We start from the raw sequence: 14288 nt of genomic DNA, 5'->3' as shown, positions 1-14288 counted from the left end.
CACGAGTATTCAGATGCCGGCAAACGCATACCTATGAGCAGAACGAAGGGGAGGGGAGCGGGGAGATGGAGGATGGAAACAAGGGGCGCTTGCCGATCGGCGCCCGCAGGCCGCATAAAGGGTCCGACTGCAAGGTTTCGAAAAAGACGGGCGCCACTTGCATCGTGCCGTTCCGACCGGAACAGGCAGACCGGATGGAGGAGATCCTGGAAGGAATCGATGCCGCGCTGGCGTCTCCGGCGTCATCGCCGCCGGCCGGACGGCTGACGGCAGAGCTCAGGCAGCTGCATCAGCTGGCGGTCGATCTGGCGATGCCGAGACGGGAAAAGGCGCGTCTGCTCGCTGCCGTGGAGCTGGCGATCGGAACGGCGGAGCGCGCGGGGAGCTGGACGGATCCCGTCATTGCGGCCGTGCAGCAGCTGCTCGGAGAGCTGCTCGCGGTCGTGCTGCTCAGCTGCGTGTCGAACGCGGTCAAGGACGGCTGGGTCGCGCGGCTGAGGCTTGCCGCCCTTGAAGCGTCGTCGATTCCGACCGGCGGGGGCAGCGGACCGCCGGGACCTCCCGGACCGCCGGGACCGCCAGGGCCGCCAGGATCGACGGGCTTACCCGGGCCGGCAGGAGCGCCCGGCGCTCAGGGGCCGGCGGGCTCGGTCGGCCCGGCGGGACCGGCTGGGGCGCCGGGACCGGCGGGTGCGCCGGGGGCGGCCGGCGCGACGGGGACGACGGGAGCGGCCGGAGCGATAGGAGCGACCGGGCCGACGGGCGCAACAGGCGCGACGGGAGAGGCGGGACTGTCGGTGACCGGAGCGACCGGGCCGACGGGAGCGACAGGAGCTGCGGGAGCGCTAGGGGCGACCGGCGACACCGGAGCGACGGGGGCGACGGGCGACACTGGAGCGACCGGGGCGACGGGCGACACTGGAGCGACGGGGGCGACGGGTGTCACCGGAGTAACCGGACCGACGGGAGCGACCGGGCCGACGGGAGCGACCGGAGCTGTGGGAGCGCTAGGGGCGACCGGCGTGACCGGAGCGACCGGCACGACCGGCGACACCGGAGCGACCGGGGCGACGGGCGACACCGGAGCGACCGGGGCGACGGGGGCAACAGGCGCGACGGGAGCGACAGGAGCTGTGGGAGCGCTAGGTGCGACCGGGGCGACCGGAGTGACCGGAGCGGCCGGAGCCGGGGCGATCCTTCCTTTCGCATCCGGCCTGCCTGCGGAGCTGACCACGATCGCGGGAGGACTCGTCGGGACGACTACGCTTGTCGGCTTCGGCAGCTCCGCCACGGGCGTGAGCGTCGTCGGCAATACGATCGACTTGACGGGCGCGGCGGGAACGCTGCTCAACTTCGCCTTTTCCGTTCCGCGCGACGGCACGATCACGGCGCTCTCGGCGTATTTCAGCACGACAGCCGCCCTCAGCCTCGTCGGCACGACGATCAGCATTACGGCGACGCTGTACAGCTCCTCGACGCCGGACAACACCTTCACTCCGATTGCAGGGACCGTGGTGACGCTCGCCCCTGCGCTGACCGGCGTGCTGGCGCTGGGCACGATCTCGAACGGCATCGCCACCGGCCTGGCCATCCCGGTCACGACGCAGCAGAGGCTGCTGCTCGTCTTCAGCGCGACGGCGACCGGCCTTAACCTGGTCAATACGGTGGCGGGATATGCGAGCGCCGGACTGTCCATCTCGTAAAGCGCGTCGAAACGCAAAGAGAGAGGGGGGCAATTTCAGCCTCCCTCTTTTTGACGCGCTCCGGCTGTGCTATGATAGACCAGGTTTTTTCGGCAGGCGCAAGGCGAATCGCGGCATGGAAACAGCCGCCGCCCGCGACTACAGCTGCCGGACGCGGTTCGAGACCATCCCGCGTAACCAAAACTAGGGAGGAATCATGTTCAACTTCTATTGGGGCGTCTTTTTCGTCCTGGTCAACTTCGTGCTGTTCCTGGCCTGCTTCCGGCTGTTCGGCAAAATGGGCCTGTACGCCTGGATCGGCTTCGCGACCGTGATCGCCAACATCCAGGTGACCGAGACGATCCAGATGTTCGGCATCGTCATGACGCTCGGCAACACGATCTACGCCTCGCTCTACATGACGACGGACCTCATCAACGAGCGCTACGGCGGCGCGGAGGCGCGCAAGGCGGTCTGGTTCGGCTTCTTCACGCTGCTCGCCACGACCGTGCTCATGCAGATGGTGCTGGCGTTCGATCCGGCCGAGGGCGACTTTGCCCACGAGCCGCTGAGCATCATCTTCGGCCTGATGCCTCGGCTGGCGCTCGCTTCGCTCAGCGCGTATCTGATCAGCCAGTTCCTGGACGTACGGGTGTTCTCGGCGCTGAAGCGCCGCTTCGGCGGCCGCAGCCAGTTCTGGATCCGCATCAACGGCAGCACGATCCTGAGCCAGTTCGTCGACTCGCTCGTGTTCTGCACGATCGCATTCGCCTTTCATCCGGAATATCCGTGGGACATCTGGATCCAGATCTTCTTGACCACCTACGTGCTCAAGTTTGTCATCTCCATCGCCTCCACGCCGGTGCTGTACATCGCCCGCTCGTTCCGCTTCAAGGACGAATGAGCGCCTAGCGCCATGCGGGCGGCAGGAGTTCTTGAGCCGTCCGGCGAAAGGAAAGGGAACTTTCTTTTCGAAGGGCGGTTTTTTCATGGACAAAAGACCCGATCCGGCCGTCGTGCCGGCTCATGAAGTTCCCTATCTCTCCCGCGTGCCGGAAGGCGACCTGATCGCGATCCTGGCCGAGCAGAAGGAACGCGCGCTGGAGCGGCTCGGCGCGCTCAGCGAGGAGCAGGCGAGCCATCGCTACGCCCCCGAGAAATGGAGCGTGCGCCAGGTGATCGGCCATCTGGCCGATACCGAGCGCATCTTGAGCTACCGGCTGCTGGCGATCGCCCGCGGCGACCGGACGCCGCTGCCGGGCTTTGCCGAGGAGGAGTACGTCGACGCCGGTCCGTTCGAGGGCTGGACGCTGCCGCAAGCGCTCGCCGACTATGCGGCCGTGCGCGAGGCGACGCTGTCGCTGCTGCGCGGGCTGGCTCCGGGCGACTGGGAGCGCTCCGGCACGGCCAACGGGCTGCCGCACAGCGCGCTGCTGCTCGCCTGCGTCATCGCCGGGCATGAGCGGCATCATCTCCATATCCTGACGGAGCGCTACGGCATCGCCTAGCACATGCGCCCCAGGGACGCCCAGCATGAAAAAAAGGACGAAAGCGGCTTCGGCGCCGCTTTCGTCCTTTTTGTTCGGAGGAGAACCTCTTCGAGCGCGCCGTCACGACCGCTCCGGCCGGCTCGACGAAGCAGGGGGGAAGCGCCGCTTCAGCGCGTACACCAGCAGCAGGCTGAGGATGACGAGCAGGAACCAGCTGCTCAGCTTGCCCCAGTGGACGAGGCTCCAGCCGAGCCGCTGATCGGGATACGCCCATGCGCCGAGGAACGTCGAGACGTTTTCGGCGAGCCAGATGAACAAGGCGATGAGGGCGAAGCTGGCCAGCACCGGCATCTTCAGCCTTTGCCCGCCGGCCGTGTAGGATACGCTCGCGCGCCAGAACGCCGCGAAGATCGCTGCCGTCAGCCACCACCGCAGATCCGGCAGCCAGTGATGCGTGAAGAAGTTCGCATAGGCGAGCAGCGCCAGCCCCGTCGACAGCCGCAGGTCGGGCCAGCCGCGGAAGCTCAGCTCCAGCCTGCGCCACGCCTGACACATGTAGCTGGCGACGCTGGCATACATGAAGCCGCTGTACAGCGGCACGCCGCCGATCTTGCTCCACCCCTCGCCGGGGTAGCTCCAGGAGCCCATCCGCACCTTGAACAGCTCCAGCATCAGGCCGATGAGATGGAACAGCAGTACGACCTGCAGCTCGCGCGCCGTCTCCAGCCGCAGCAGCAGCATGGCCGCCTGGATCGCCAGGCAGAGCAGGAGCAGCAGGTCGTAGCGGGCGATGCCCGGCACGTCGACGAGCTTCGTGAAGCCGAGCGAGGCGAAGATGAGCACGGGAAACGCGCAGCTGAGCGCTTGCTTCCGCCCGAAATCGAGCAGCATCGCCGCCTTCAGCCGCAGCGGCCGCCTCGGGCCGGACAGCGTTTCTTCCATTGTCGCACGCTCCTTCATGGATATCCGATATCCAAGTGAACGAGCGAGCGCGAAGAAAAGCTGAGGACAGGGCCGATCAGCGCCCGGCCGTCAGCAGGGCGGCGAAGCGCTCCAGCTGGACGCGGTCGGTCTCGTCGAAGCGGTCCGTGACCGGGCTGTCGATGTCGAGCACGCCGAGCAGCCGGCCGTCCTGCGCGAGCAGCGGCACGACGATTTCCGAGCGTGAGGCGGCGTCGCAGGCGATATGGCCGGGGAACGCGTGCACGTCCGGCACGACGACTGTCTCCTTGCGCTCGGCGGCCGTCCCGCAGACGCCGCGGCCGACGGGGATGCGGACGCAGGCCGGCAGCCCCTGGAACGGACCGAGCACCAGGCCCTGCTCGTCGAGCAGGTAGAAGCCGACCCAGTTGATCTCGGTCAGGAACTGGCCGAGCAGCGCGGAGGCGTTGGCCAGATTGGCGATGAGGCTCGGCTCGTCTTCGATGAGCGCCTGCAGCTGGCGGAGGACTGTCTCGTACTGCTGCTCGCGCGTGCCTTCGTAGGCCGTCGTATGGAACATGGGGGAATCCCTTCCTTTTCGTATCAAAATGAATGGCCCGGTCGGCTCGGCCGCGGAACGGGCGCGGCAGCCGGATCGAGCCCGGCTGCCGCGTGCAGGAGCGGGCCGTTCGTCCCTCCACGATACCATATCCGCTCCAGTCGGGGGAATAGAGCCGGCCGGAGGCTGCGGGCGTGGCGGCGCGCCGCTCAGGCTCCCTGCACGCTGCGGACGGAGCGGTACTTGATGAAGCTGCCGATCCGCCATACCGCGATGTAGCAGAGCGCCAGCGTCATCGTCAGCAGGAGGAAGCGGTCCGGCTCGATTCCCTGGAGGAACGAGGAGAGGGCGATCCTCAGGACGATGACGGCGAGAATGACATACTTGAAGTTCGGGTTGGGCTTGGAGTAGATTTCCCCGTCCGCTCCTCGCTCGTAGGCGGTGTGCGCGAGCATGATCCAGCCGATCGCGACGCCGATCGCCGCGGCGCAGAGCTCCTCCCACAGGGGAGGAAACGGCGGGTTTCCGCCGCCGGCGGACAGGGAGCCGAGGCTGGCGGCGAAGCCGAGCGCGAGGAAGGCGAGCGGCAGGAACATCAGCCAGCCGCCGGCCCGGATGCGGCGCGGTCTCGAGCCGGAGCGGGCTCGGCGCCAGTAGACGAAGAGCAGGATAAGAGCGATGAAGCCGTACGTGCCGAGAGCTTGCATGGATGCAGCATCCTTTCGGGATGAGAATGGCCGTGCTGCCCTTAAGTGTACGGGGCGGACCATTTATTTACAACTAAACGATGCGCCTTGCGATCGAGGTCCCGAAGCCCCCCGTCCCCGCCAGTTTCGTTTAGGCCAATTTAGGCATTGACGGCCCCTGAGCGGCTGCAGTAGAGTTACGGAATGGAAGGAAGTGTTCGTGTGAAAGGGGAACAGAAAGAGGAGCGGAAAATCGGCGGCTGGAGCGTCTACCGCGAGATGCTGGGCCGCTACGTGCTGCCGCAGAAGCGGCTGCTCGGCTGGCTGGCCGCGCTGCTGCTGCTGTCGATCGGACTGCAGCTGGTCAATCCGCAGATCATCCGCTATTTCATCGACACCGCTCAGGGAGACGGAGAACTGACGGCGCTTTATTGGGCCGCCGGCTTTTTCATCCTGTTCTCCCTCGTGCAGCAGGGCGTGTCGGTGGCCGCGGCCTACTTCAGCGAGAATCTCGGCTGGTCGACGACGAACCGGCTGCGCGCGGAGCTTGCCGAGCATTGCCTGGCGCTCGACATGGGCTTCCACAAGACGCAGACGTCGGGCTCGCTGATCGAGCGGGTGGACGGCGACGTGAACGCGCTGGCGAACTTCTTCTCGAGCTTCATCATCCACCTCGCCGGCAATCTCGTGCTGATGGTCGGCATCCTGGCGCTGCTGTTCCGCGAGAACGTCTGGATCGGGCTCGTCATGACCGCCTTCGTCATCGGCGCGGTGTACGTTATCCAGTGGATCCGCCGCTTCGCCGTGCCGGTCTGGAAGCGCTGGCGCGAGATGAACGCGGAGTTCTACGGCTTCATCGGCGAGAATCTGGAAGGCACCGAGGACACGCGCGCCAACGGCGCGGCCGGCTACGTCATGAACCGCTTCTACGAGCTGACGCGCCGCATGCTGCCCGTGCGGGTGCGGGCGTTCTTCGGCTTCTGCATGATGTGGAGCACGACGATCCTCGTCTTCGCGCTCGGCAACGCCGCCGCGTTCCTCGTCTGCGCCTGGCTGTGGGAGGGCGGGCAGGGAGCGCTCACGATCGGCTCCATCTACCTCGTCTTCTACTATACCGAGCAGCTCGCCAAGCCGATCGAGAAGATCCGCACCCAGCTGGAGGATCTGCAAAAGGCCGACGCCAGCCTGCTGCGCGTGCGCGAGCTGCTGGCGACGCAGCCCAAGATCCAGGACGGTCCCGGCGCGGAGCTGCCTGCCGGACCGCTGTCCGTCGAATTCCATGACATGGAATTCGCCTACGAGGAGGGCGGGCGCAATACGCTGCACCGCCTGCAGCTGAAGCTCGAGCCCGGCCAGACGCTCGGCCTGCTCGGCCGCACCGGCAGCGGCAAGACGACGCTCGCGCGGCTGCTGCTGCGCTTCTATGATCCGCAGGCCGGCGGCATCCGGCTCGGCGGCGTCGACCTGCGCGAGCTCAAGCTGCACGAGCTGCGGCGCAAGGTCGCGCTCGTCACGCAGAACATCGAGATCCTCGAGGGCAGCGTGCGCGACAACCTGACGCTGTTCGACGACTCGATCCCCGACGCCCGCATTGCCGAGGTGCTGCATGAGCTCGGGCTGGGCGCCTGGCACGACTCGCTGCCGGACGGCCTCGACACCGTGCTCGCCTCCGGCGGCGGCAGCCTGTCGGCCGGCGAGGCGCAGCTGCTCGCGTTCGCCCGCGTGTTCCTGACCGATCCGGGGCTCGTCATCCTCGACGAGGCGAGCTCGCGGCTCGATCCGCTGACCGAGACGCGCATCGAGCAGGCGATCACGCGCCTGCTGCAGGAGAAGACCTGCATCATCATCGCGCACCGGCTCGCGACCGTGCAGCGCGCCGACCGCATCCTCATCCTGGAGCACGGGCGGGTGCTGGAGAGCGGCGGCCGCGAGCAGCTGGCATCCGACCCCGACTCGCGGTTCAGCCGGATGCTCGCGGTCGGCATGGAGGAGGTGCTCGCATGAAGACCAGACAATTTTTCATCTCCATCATTCGTTATCGGCCGGGCCTGTATGCGCTCAACCTGATCGCCTGGTCGCTCATCCATATGGCGCCGCTCGTGCCGGGCCTGCTGACCAAGGCGTTCTTCGACGATCTGGAGGGCAGCTACGACTTCCCTTACGGCATCGCCGCGATCGCCGCGCTGCTCGTCGCCGCCGCGCTCGGGCGCATCGCGCTCATCTACGTCGGCTTCCTGACCGACGTCAACGTCCGCTACCGGGTCAGCATGCTGCTGCGCCGCAACATGCTCGCCCATGTGCTCAAGGAGCCGGGGGCGAGGGCGATCCCCGTATCCCCGGGCGAAGCGATCAGCAACTTCCGCGACGACGTCGACCATACCGAGGAAGCGTTCAGCTGGTCGGTCGACATGCTCGGCCTCGTCGGCTTCGTCGTCGTCGCGAGCTGGATCCTGCTGTCCATCGACGCGCAGATGACGGTGCTCGTCTTCGTGCCCCTCATCCTCGTCGTCACGGCTGCCCAGATCGGCACGGCGCGCATCCAGAAGTATCGCGCCGCCAGCCGCGAGGCGACGGCCAAGGTGACCGGAGCGATCAGCGAGATGTTCTCCAACGTGCAGGCGATCCAGGTCGCCGGCGCCGAGAAGCGCGTCGTCGGACGGTTCGTGCAGCTGAGCGAGAAGCGCCGCGAGACGATGGTCAAGGACAAGCTGATGACCGAGGCGCTGTCCTCCGTCTTCGCCAACTCCGTCAACCTGGGCACTGGCCTCATCCTGCTGCTCGCCGGCTACAAGATGCGCGCCGGCGGGTTTACGGTCGGCGACCTGGCGCTGTTCGTCTACTACTTGACGTTCGTGACGCAGCTTATCGGCAACGTCGGCAACTTCATGACCTACTACAAGCAGATGGCCGTCAGCTTCGGCCGCATCAAGTCGATGCTGCAGGGCGCGCCGGCGCAGCTGCTCACGAAGCCCGCGTACATCGGACTCGGCCGCCGCAAGCCGCGGCGCGGCGGACAGTCGGAGGAGGCGCGAGCCACGCAGGCCGCTCCAGCGGGTGCGGCGAGTCCGGCGGATGCCGGACAGCCGGCCGAATCGCCGGTCGACGACGGCTTCCCGCCGCCGGTCGCAGCCCCGCCGCTGCAGATGCTGGAGGCGCGCGGCCTGACGTACCGGTTCCCGGAGACGGGACGCGGCATCGAAGGCATCGACCTGACGCTGCGGGCCGGCTCGTTCACCGTTGTGACCGGCATGATCGGCAGCGGCAAGACGACGCTCGTGCGGACGCTGCTCGGGCTGCTGCCGGCCGAGGCGGGCGAGATCCGCTGGAACGGCGAGCTCGTCGAGCGGCCGGCCGATTTCTTCGTGCCGCCGCAGAGCGCGTATACGGCGCAGATTCCGCGCCTGTACAGCGACCGGCTGCGCAACAACATCCTGCTCGGCCAGCCCGAGCGGCCCGGCAGCGTGGAGGGAGCGCTCCATGCCGCCGTCATGGAGGAGGACATCGGCGGGCTGGAGCAGGGGCTCGACACGATGGTCGGCCCGCGCGGCGTCAAGCTGTCCGGCGGACAGGCGCAGCGCACGGCCGCGGCCCGCATGCTCGTGCGCGACGCCCAGCTGTACGTGTTCGACGACCTGTCGAGCGCGCTCGACGTCGAGACGGAGCGCCGGCTCTGGGAGCGGCTGTTCCGGCAGCGCGGAGACGCGGCCTGCCTCGTCGTCTCCCACCGCAAGGCGGCGCTTGCCCATGCCGACCATATCATCGTGCTGCACGGCGGCCGCATTGAGGCCGAGGGCAGCGCCGAGGAGCTGCTGCGCACGAGCGAGAGCTTCCGCCAGCTATGGCATGGCGAGGAGACCGGGTGAGGCGCGGGCAAGCCTGCCGCGCGGCAAGGCCCGTTTGTCCGCCGGTCATGCGGCCTTTCGCGAGACGCGATTGAGGAAACTCAGTCGCGTCTTTTTTTTGTTGCGCTTGACAATAACCCACTTAGTCGATAGGATTTAACTATCAACTGACTGACGAGTCAATCGGGAGGCGGGAGCAGGATGTCCACCAGCGTGGAAACGGAGCGGCGCCGGCAGCTGATGGATTGCGCGCTGCAGCGGTTCGCCCGGCATGGCTACCATGCGGCCAAGATTTCCGACATCGTCGCCGATGCGGGCGTCGCGCAGGGCACGTTTTACTGGCATTTCAAAAGCAAGGAAGCGGTCGCGCTGGAGATCGTCGCCGAAGGGCGCCGCCAGCTGACCGAGGTGATCGCGCAAGGCTACCGCCGCAGCGGCGGCACGGTGCCGGACATGGTGCGGGCGTCGGAGCAGCTGTTCGCGGATCTGTACCGGTTCGCGGAAGGCAACCGCGAGTGGATGGAGCTGCTGCTCGGCGGGCTGCAGGGCAGCGAGACGGTGTCGGCGGCGATCGCGGAGTCGAGGCTGTCGCTGGAGCAGGCGTTCGTCGCCAACATCGAGCGGGCGGTGGAGCTCGGCATGCTGCCGGGAGACATCGACGCGGCGCTGCGGGCGGCGATGCTGATGAGCCTCGTCGAGGGGCTGATCGGGCGCTGGCTGCTGTCGCCGCGCCTGCCCGGCAGCGGCGTCGCCGGCCGCACGGCCGAGCAGCTCGCCGCCGAGACCGCGAGATTCGAGTTTTACGGCTTGCCGGGGGGCGCCTAGCCGTCTGGCAGGCGCGCTCGCGCTGCGGCTGGCCGAGCGGAGAGCGCGGGCCGTCCGGCGGGCGGGCGCATGATTCCGGCGCTGTCGGAAAGCTTATAGAGAAAAGGGTATCCAATCTTACCTGACTATGGGAGTGTGTGAATGATGAACAAATGGACCAAGCAGCTCGGGCTGATCGCCCTCATCTCGACGACCGCCTTGCTGGCGGCATGCGGAGGCGCGAACGGCAATGCCCCGGCGGCATCGCCGGCTCCGTCCGCGAGCCCAGGCGCGGAGCAGCCGGCCGCAGAGGGCGGCCAGCTCGCCGACATCAAGAAAGCCGGCGTGCTCAAGGTCGGCCTGATGGGCACGTACGCGCCGTATAATTTCCTGAACGACAACAAGGAGATCGACGGCTTCGACGCCGACATCGCCAAGGAAATCGCGAAGCGCCTCGGCGTGCAGGCGGAGTTCGCGCCGCAGGAGTTCTCGGGTCTTATCCCGAGCCTGCAGGCCAAAAAGATCGACGTCATCATCAGCCAGGTGACGATCACCGACGAGCGCAAGAAGGCGATCGACTTCTCGCAGCCGTACATCACGAATCAGGTGAAGGTCATCGTGCAGGAGAAGAACGATGCGATTACGAAGCTGGCGGACTTCAAGGGCCATAAGATCGGCGTCGGCCTCGGCACGAACGACGAGACATACCTGCGCACGACCGTGCTGCCGGAAGTCGGCGACTTCGAGATCAAGACGTACGACGACGTCATCACGACGCTGCAGGATCTGAACGCCGGCCGCATCGACGCGACGATCAACAACCTGTACGCGCTGAAGCCGGTCGTGGAGAAGAACGGCTTCCAGATCAAGGCGGTCGGCGAGCCGATCAAGTCCGACCGCGCCGGCGTCGCGCTGCGCAAGGACAACCCCGACCTGCTCGCGGCGATCGACGAGGCGCTGACGGGCATCAAGGAAGACGGGACGTACAAGACGATCTTCGTCAAATGGTTCGGCGAGGAGCCGCCGGCGGAATGACGGACGGCGGCAGCCGGCTCGCGAGGGGAGACTGAAGCCATATGGATCTGGTGTTCGACAACGCCGGCTTCCTGCTCCGGGGCGCGTATTATACGCTGCTCATCACGCTGCTGTCGATGTTCTTCGGCCTCTTGATCGGCCTCGCCGTCGCCCTCATGCGGCTGCGGGGGCCGTGGCCGCTGCGGGCGCTCGCCCGCGGCTACGTCTCGGTCATCCGGGGGACGCCGGCGCTCGTGCAGATCGTCATCGTCTACTACGGCCTGGTCGACTACGGCATCACGCTCGGGCCGATCACGGCGGCCGTCATCGCGCTCAGCATCAACGTCGGCGCGTTCCTCTCGGAGACGTTCCGCGGGGCGATCCAGGCGGTGCCTAAAGGCCAGCTCGAGGCGGCCTACGCGTCCGGCATGACGACGTGGCAGGCGATGCGGCGCATCATCCTTCCGCAGGCGGCGCGCATCGCGCTGCCGCCGATGGGCAACACTTTTGTCGGCATGCTGAAGGAGACGTCGCTCGTCTCGGTCATCACGGTGACCGAGCTGCTGCGCTCGGCGCAGCTGCTGATCGCCCAGTATTACGTGAACATGCCGTTCTACATCGGCATCGCCGTCATGTACTGGGTTATGAGCACGGCGTTCACGACGCTGCTGCATGCGATGGAGCGCCGGCTGGCGCGGGCGTACTGAAGAGACAGCGGAGGAAGGGATCGACATGATCGAGGCGCGGGAGCTGGTGAAGCAGTTCGGGTCGCAGCGCGTGCTGGACGGAGTCGGACTGAAGGTGGAAGAAGGAGAGATCGTCGTGCTGCTCGGCCCGAGCGGCTCCGGCAAGAGCACGCTGCTGCGCTGCCTGAACGGGCTGGAGACGATGAGCTCCGGCTCCGTGGAGGTGGCGGGCGTGGCCGTCGATGCCGGAATGAAGCCGCGCGAGCGGGAGGCGCGGTTCCGCAGCATCCGGCAGCGGACCGGCATGGTGTTCCAGCAGTTCAACCTGTATCCGCACAAGACGGCGCTCGGCAACGTCACGGAGGCGCTGCGCGTCGTGCGCGGCATGGCGGCTGCGGAGGCCGACCGGATCGGCGAGCGGCTGCTCGCGCGGGTCGGCCTGTCGGACAAGCGCGACGCCTATCCGTCGCGGCTGTCGGGCGGCCAGCAGCAGCGCGTGGCGATCGCGCGGGCGCTGGCGACGGAGCCGTCCGTCCTGCTTTTCGACGAGCCGACGTCGGCGCTCGATCCGGAGCTTGTCGGCGAGGTGCTCGCCGTCATGCGGGAGCTGGCGCGCGAGGGCATGACGATGGTCGTCGTCACGCATGAGATGAAGTTCGCGCGCGAGGCGGCGAGCCGCGTCGTCTTCCTGGACGGCGGCCGCATCGTGGAGGAGGCCGCCCCGGCAGACTTCTTCGCGGCGCCGCGCAGCGAGCGGGCGCAGCGGTTCATCCGGCAGCTGCAAGAAGAGCGCTGATGGCGCGAGGCACGACCTAATTTAGCGAAAGAAGGCGGATCGACGTGATCGTAACGACAACCTGGCAGGGAAAACGCGCGTTTACCTCCGAGGGGGATTCCGGCTATGCGATCGGCATGGACGCCACGCCCGCCTACGGCGGCGAGGGCAAGGGAGCGACGCCGATGGAGCTGCTGCTGGCCGGCCTGGCCGGCTGCATCGGCATCGACGTGACGATGATCCTCGACCACTTCCTGGATCAGATCGACCGGCTCGACATCGTGGCCGACGGGACGCGCAAGACGGAGACGCCGAGCGGCTTCACGCATATCGCGCTCACGTTCCACGTCGACGGCCGGATCCCGGACTACCGGATCTGGAAGGCGATCGAGCTCGGCAGCAAGAAGTATTGCGCCGTCTCCGACTCGCTCAAGGCCGAGATCGACTATCGGCTCGTGCTGAACGGAGAGCCGCAGACGCGGCCATGAACGAACGATAAAGGGGCAGCCTCCACCGCATCCAGCGGAGGGGCTGCCCCTTTTTCGATTGGCGCATCCGCTCAATGCAGATACGTATAGATGTACGTCTTGCCGCACATATGGCGCTCATCGGCGTCATAGACGCGGATGCGCAGCAGCTCGCTCACCGTCAGCGAGCGCAGGTAGGCGTTCAGCTCCGATTGGCGGCGGAACACCAGCTCCTGCGGTTCCTTCTCGCCACCGGCATAGCGCAGAGTCCAGGTCGACATGCTCGTTCCCTCCACGTTCGCTTCGTTCGCCTTCCGGCGAAGGGCTCGTTTTCATTGTTTCCTTTTTGGCAGGGGCTAATCAGGAGGCGGGGGCGGGCTGCCGCGGACCGAGCCGCCGCAGCTCGCGCTGGACGAGCTTGTGCAGCAGCAGCTTCTCCTCCGGCGGCAGCTCCTCGCAGAGCCGGGCGGCGGCCAGCGGCAGCATCCACGCCTCCAGCTCCGCGGCCTCCAGACCGCTGAGCCGCAAGTAGGAGCGGCGGTATTGGCGCAGCAGCAGCGAGCGGACCGCTTCAAAAAGGAAGCCCGAGAGACGGGACAGCTCCGCCGGCAGCGCCGCCGTCCGCAGCAGCAGCACGGTGCGGGCCGCGTCGGCGGCCGGATGGCCGTAGACGGCCGTCATCCAGTCGATGACCCACAGCTTGCCGCCTTTGCCCAGCAGCACGTTGCCGGGATGGAAATCGCCGTGCAGCAGCTGGCGGCCGGCCGGGAGCCTATGGAGAGCCGCTATGGCGGCCGCCTTTTCCGGCTCGGCGAGCAATGGCGCGGCCTGGATGCGCCGGCTCAGCCAGTCGATCTGGCTGGGCAGGCCGGAGTCCGGGCCGGCGCCCTTGGTGTGGATGTCGACATGCAGCCGGGCCAGCGCGGCTCCGCTGGAGGCGATGCGCCAGGGCTGGCGGAACAGGGCGGCGAGCATCGACCGGCCCTCGATCCGCTGGAAGGCGATCGCCGGCCGGCCTTGCCACTCCGACAGGAAAAGGGCCCTCGGCACGGGCAGTCCGGCCGAGGCGGCGAAGCGGGCTGCCGTCATCTCTTGCTCGGCGGCGAGACGGGGGATGTTTTCCTTGAACCATTTCAGAATCTGGTCGGGGCCATAGCTGCATATCTGAGCGGTACGGCCTTGGGCCGCGACTGGACCTGGAGCATGTTCCATGATGTCGGCTCACTCCGTTCTCGATTGTGCCTCACGCATTCCTTTCCTCATTCTGCAAGCGGTGCCAAAAATCCTGCCGGGGCCGCGCATCGCATGCGGCTGGCGCGGGCTGGCGCGCTGTGGTACGCTGAGTTCAGATGAAGCGGAGGA

General features: G+C 67.2%; 15 protein-coding genes. 10 read left to right on the top strand and 5 right to left on the bottom strand.

Going from position 1 to position 14288, the window contains the following annotated elements:
* Nucleotides 1-65: 65 nt before the first annotated feature.
* From GE073_RS23455 to GE073_RS23445, 3 genes are all read left to right on the top strand, one after another.
* A complete protein-coding gene (locus tag GE073_RS23455; RefSeq protein WP_228551752.1) occupies nt 66-1703 on the top strand; it encodes an exosporium glycoprotein BclB-related protein in 1638 nt (545 codons plus the stop codon).
* A 196-nt stretch (nt 1704-1899) separates the two neighbouring features.
* Nucleotides 1900-2586, top strand: a complete 687-nt coding sequence (locus GE073_RS23450; protein ID WP_028598886.1) for a queuosine precursor transporter — start codon at nt 1900-1902, stop codon at nt 2584-2586.
* Nucleotides 2587-2671: 85 nt separating this feature from the next.
* The gene (locus GE073_RS23445) at nt 2672-3190 is read left to right on the top strand and encodes a DinB family protein (protein WP_153784502.1); all 519 of its coding nucleotides are present in this window, start codon (nt 2672-2674) and stop codon (nt 3188-3190) included.
* A 102-nt stretch (nt 3191-3292) separates the two neighbouring features.
* Here GE073_RS23445 and GE073_RS23440 read toward each other — a convergent pair whose 3' ends face one another.
* From GE073_RS23440 to GE073_RS23430, 3 genes are all read right to left on the bottom strand, one after another.
* A complete protein-coding gene (locus tag GE073_RS23440; protein WP_194843468.1) occupies nt 3293-4114 on the bottom strand; it encodes a DUF817 domain-containing protein in 822 nt (273 codons plus the stop codon).
* A gap of 76 nt (nt 4115-4190) precedes the next feature.
* Entirely contained in the window at nt 4191-4673 is a 483-nt protein-coding gene (locus tag GE073_RS23435) for a GAF domain-containing protein (protein WP_028598888.1), read from the bottom strand.
* A 188-nt stretch (nt 4674-4861) separates the two neighbouring features.
* The gene (locus GE073_RS23430) at nt 4862-5359 is read right to left on the bottom strand and encodes a CcdC protein domain-containing protein (protein WP_194843467.1); all 498 of its coding nucleotides are present in this window, start codon (nt 5357-5359) and stop codon (nt 4862-4864) included.
* A gap of 258 nt (nt 5360-5617) precedes the next feature.
* On the opposite strand from GE073_RS23430, the gene GE073_RS23425 reads away from it, so the two are divergent.
* The 7 genes from GE073_RS23425 to GE073_RS23395 all read left to right on the top strand — a co-directional run bounded on the left by GE073_RS23425 (nt 5618) and on the right by GE073_RS23395 (nt 12947).
* Complete coding sequence (locus tag GE073_RS23425) at nt 5618-7342, top strand: ABC transporter ATP-binding protein (protein ID WP_194843512.1); 1725 nt, start codon at nt 5618-5620, stop codon at nt 7340-7342.
* On the top strand, nt 7339-9201 hold the full coding sequence (locus GE073_RS23420) for an ABC transporter ATP-binding protein (RefSeq protein WP_153784499.1): 1863 nt from the start codon (nt 7339-7341) through the stop codon (nt 9199-9201). Before GE073_RS23425 ends, GE073_RS23420 begins: the two co-directional genes overlap by 4 nt.
* A gap of 180 nt (nt 9202-9381) precedes the next feature.
* Entirely contained in the window at nt 9382-10005 is a 624-nt protein-coding gene (locus GE073_RS23415; RefSeq protein WP_228551750.1) for a TetR/AcrR family transcriptional regulator, read from the top strand.
* Nucleotides 10006-10146: 141 nt separating this feature from the next.
* On the top strand, nt 10147-11019 hold the full coding sequence (locus tag GE073_RS23410; RefSeq protein WP_153784498.1) for a transporter substrate-binding domain-containing protein: 873 nt from the start codon (nt 10147-10149) through the stop codon (nt 11017-11019).
* Between the two features lie 41 nt (nt 11020-11060).
* A complete protein-coding gene (locus tag GE073_RS23405; RefSeq protein ID WP_028598894.1) occupies nt 11061-11705 on the top strand; it encodes an amino acid ABC transporter permease in 645 nt (214 codons plus the stop codon).
* 25 nt (nt 11706-11730) lie between these two features.
* The gene (locus GE073_RS23400; protein WP_153784497.1) at nt 11731-12480 is read left to right on the top strand and encodes an amino acid ABC transporter ATP-binding protein; all 750 of its coding nucleotides are present in this window, start codon (nt 11731-11733) and stop codon (nt 12478-12480) included.
* A 44-nt stretch (nt 12481-12524) separates the two neighbouring features.
* A complete protein-coding gene (locus GE073_RS23395) occupies nt 12525-12947 on the top strand; it encodes an OsmC family protein (protein ID WP_028598896.1) in 423 nt (140 codons plus the stop codon).
* A 71-nt stretch (nt 12948-13018) separates the two neighbouring features.
* On the opposite strand, the gene GE073_RS23390 is transcribed toward GE073_RS23395, so the two are convergent.
* Both GE073_RS23390 and GE073_RS23385 read right to left on the bottom strand, forming a co-directional pair.
* Complete coding sequence (locus tag GE073_RS23390; protein WP_153784496.1) at nt 13019-13207, bottom strand: hypothetical protein; 189 nt, start codon at nt 13205-13207, stop codon at nt 13019-13021.
* Between the two features lie 79 nt (nt 13208-13286).
* A complete protein-coding gene (locus GE073_RS23385; protein ID WP_153784495.1) occupies nt 13287-14138 on the bottom strand; it encodes a phosphotransferase enzyme family protein in 852 nt (283 codons plus the stop codon).
* Nucleotides 14139-14288 lie beyond the last annotated feature (150 nt).

The sequence above is a fragment of the Paenibacillus sp. B01 genome (assembly GCF_009649995.1).
GTDB classification, from domain to species: domain Bacteria; phylum Bacillota; class Bacilli; order Paenibacillales; family Paenibacillaceae; genus Paenibacillus_O; species Paenibacillus_O pasadenensis.
The sequence above is the reverse complement of the archived record's forward strand: the minus strand, read 5'-3'. Positions and strand labels throughout refer to the sequence as shown.

What these genes read in the sequence shown, in the direction of transcription:
- GE073_RS23420 (WP_153784499.1), top strand. Translation starts at nt 7,339, where the DNA reads ATGAAGACCAGACAATTTTTCATCTCCATCATTCGTTATCGGCCGGGC.
- GE073_RS23445 (WP_153784502.1), top strand. Translation starts at nt 2,672, where the DNA reads ATGGACAAAAGACCCGATCCGGCCGTCGTGCCGGCTCATGAAGTTCCC.
- GE073_RS23405 (WP_028598894.1), top strand. Translation starts at nt 11,061, where the DNA reads ATGGATCTGGTGTTCGACAACGCCGGCTTCCTGCTCCGGGGCGCGTAT.
- GE073_RS23385 (WP_153784495.1), bottom strand. Translation starts at nt 14,138, where the DNA reads ATGGAACATGCTCCAGGTCCAGTCGCGGCCCAAGGCCGTACCGCTCAG.
- GE073_RS23415 (WP_228551750.1), top strand. Translation starts at nt 9,382, where the DNA reads ATGTCCACCAGCGTGGAAACGGAGCGGCGCCGGCAGCTGATGGATTGC.
- GE073_RS23410 (WP_153784498.1), top strand. Translation starts at nt 10,147, where the DNA reads ATGATGAACAAATGGACCAAGCAGCTCGGGCTGATCGCCCTCATCTCG.
- GE073_RS23455 (WP_228551752.1), top strand. Translation starts at nt 66, where the DNA reads ATGGAGGATGGAAACAAGGGGCGCTTGCCGATCGGCGCCCGCAGGCCG.
- GE073_RS23450 (WP_028598886.1), top strand. Translation starts at nt 1,900, where the DNA reads ATGTTCAACTTCTATTGGGGCGTCTTTTTCGTCCTGGTCAACTTCGTG.
- GE073_RS23425 (WP_194843512.1), top strand. Translation starts at nt 5,618, where the DNA reads ATGCTGGGCCGCTACGTGCTGCCGCAGAAGCGGCTGCTCGGCTGGCTG.
- GE073_RS23400 (WP_153784497.1), top strand. Translation starts at nt 11,731, where the DNA reads ATGATCGAGGCGCGGGAGCTGGTGAAGCAGTTCGGGTCGCAGCGCGTG.
- GE073_RS23430 (WP_194843467.1), bottom strand. Translation starts at nt 5,359, where the DNA reads ATGCAAGCTCTCGGCACGTACGGCTTCATCGCTCTTATCCTGCTCTTC.
- GE073_RS23435 (WP_028598888.1), bottom strand. Translation starts at nt 4,673, where the DNA reads ATGTTCCATACGACGGCCTACGAAGGCACGCGCGAGCAGCAGTACGAG.
- GE073_RS23390 (WP_153784496.1), bottom strand. Translation starts at nt 13,207, where the DNA reads ATGTCGACCTGGACTCTGCGCTATGCCGGTGGCGAGAAGGAACCGCAG.
- GE073_RS23440 (WP_194843468.1), bottom strand. Translation starts at nt 4,114, where the DNA reads ATGGAAGAAACGCTGTCCGGCCCGAGGCGGCCGCTGCGGCTGAAGGCG.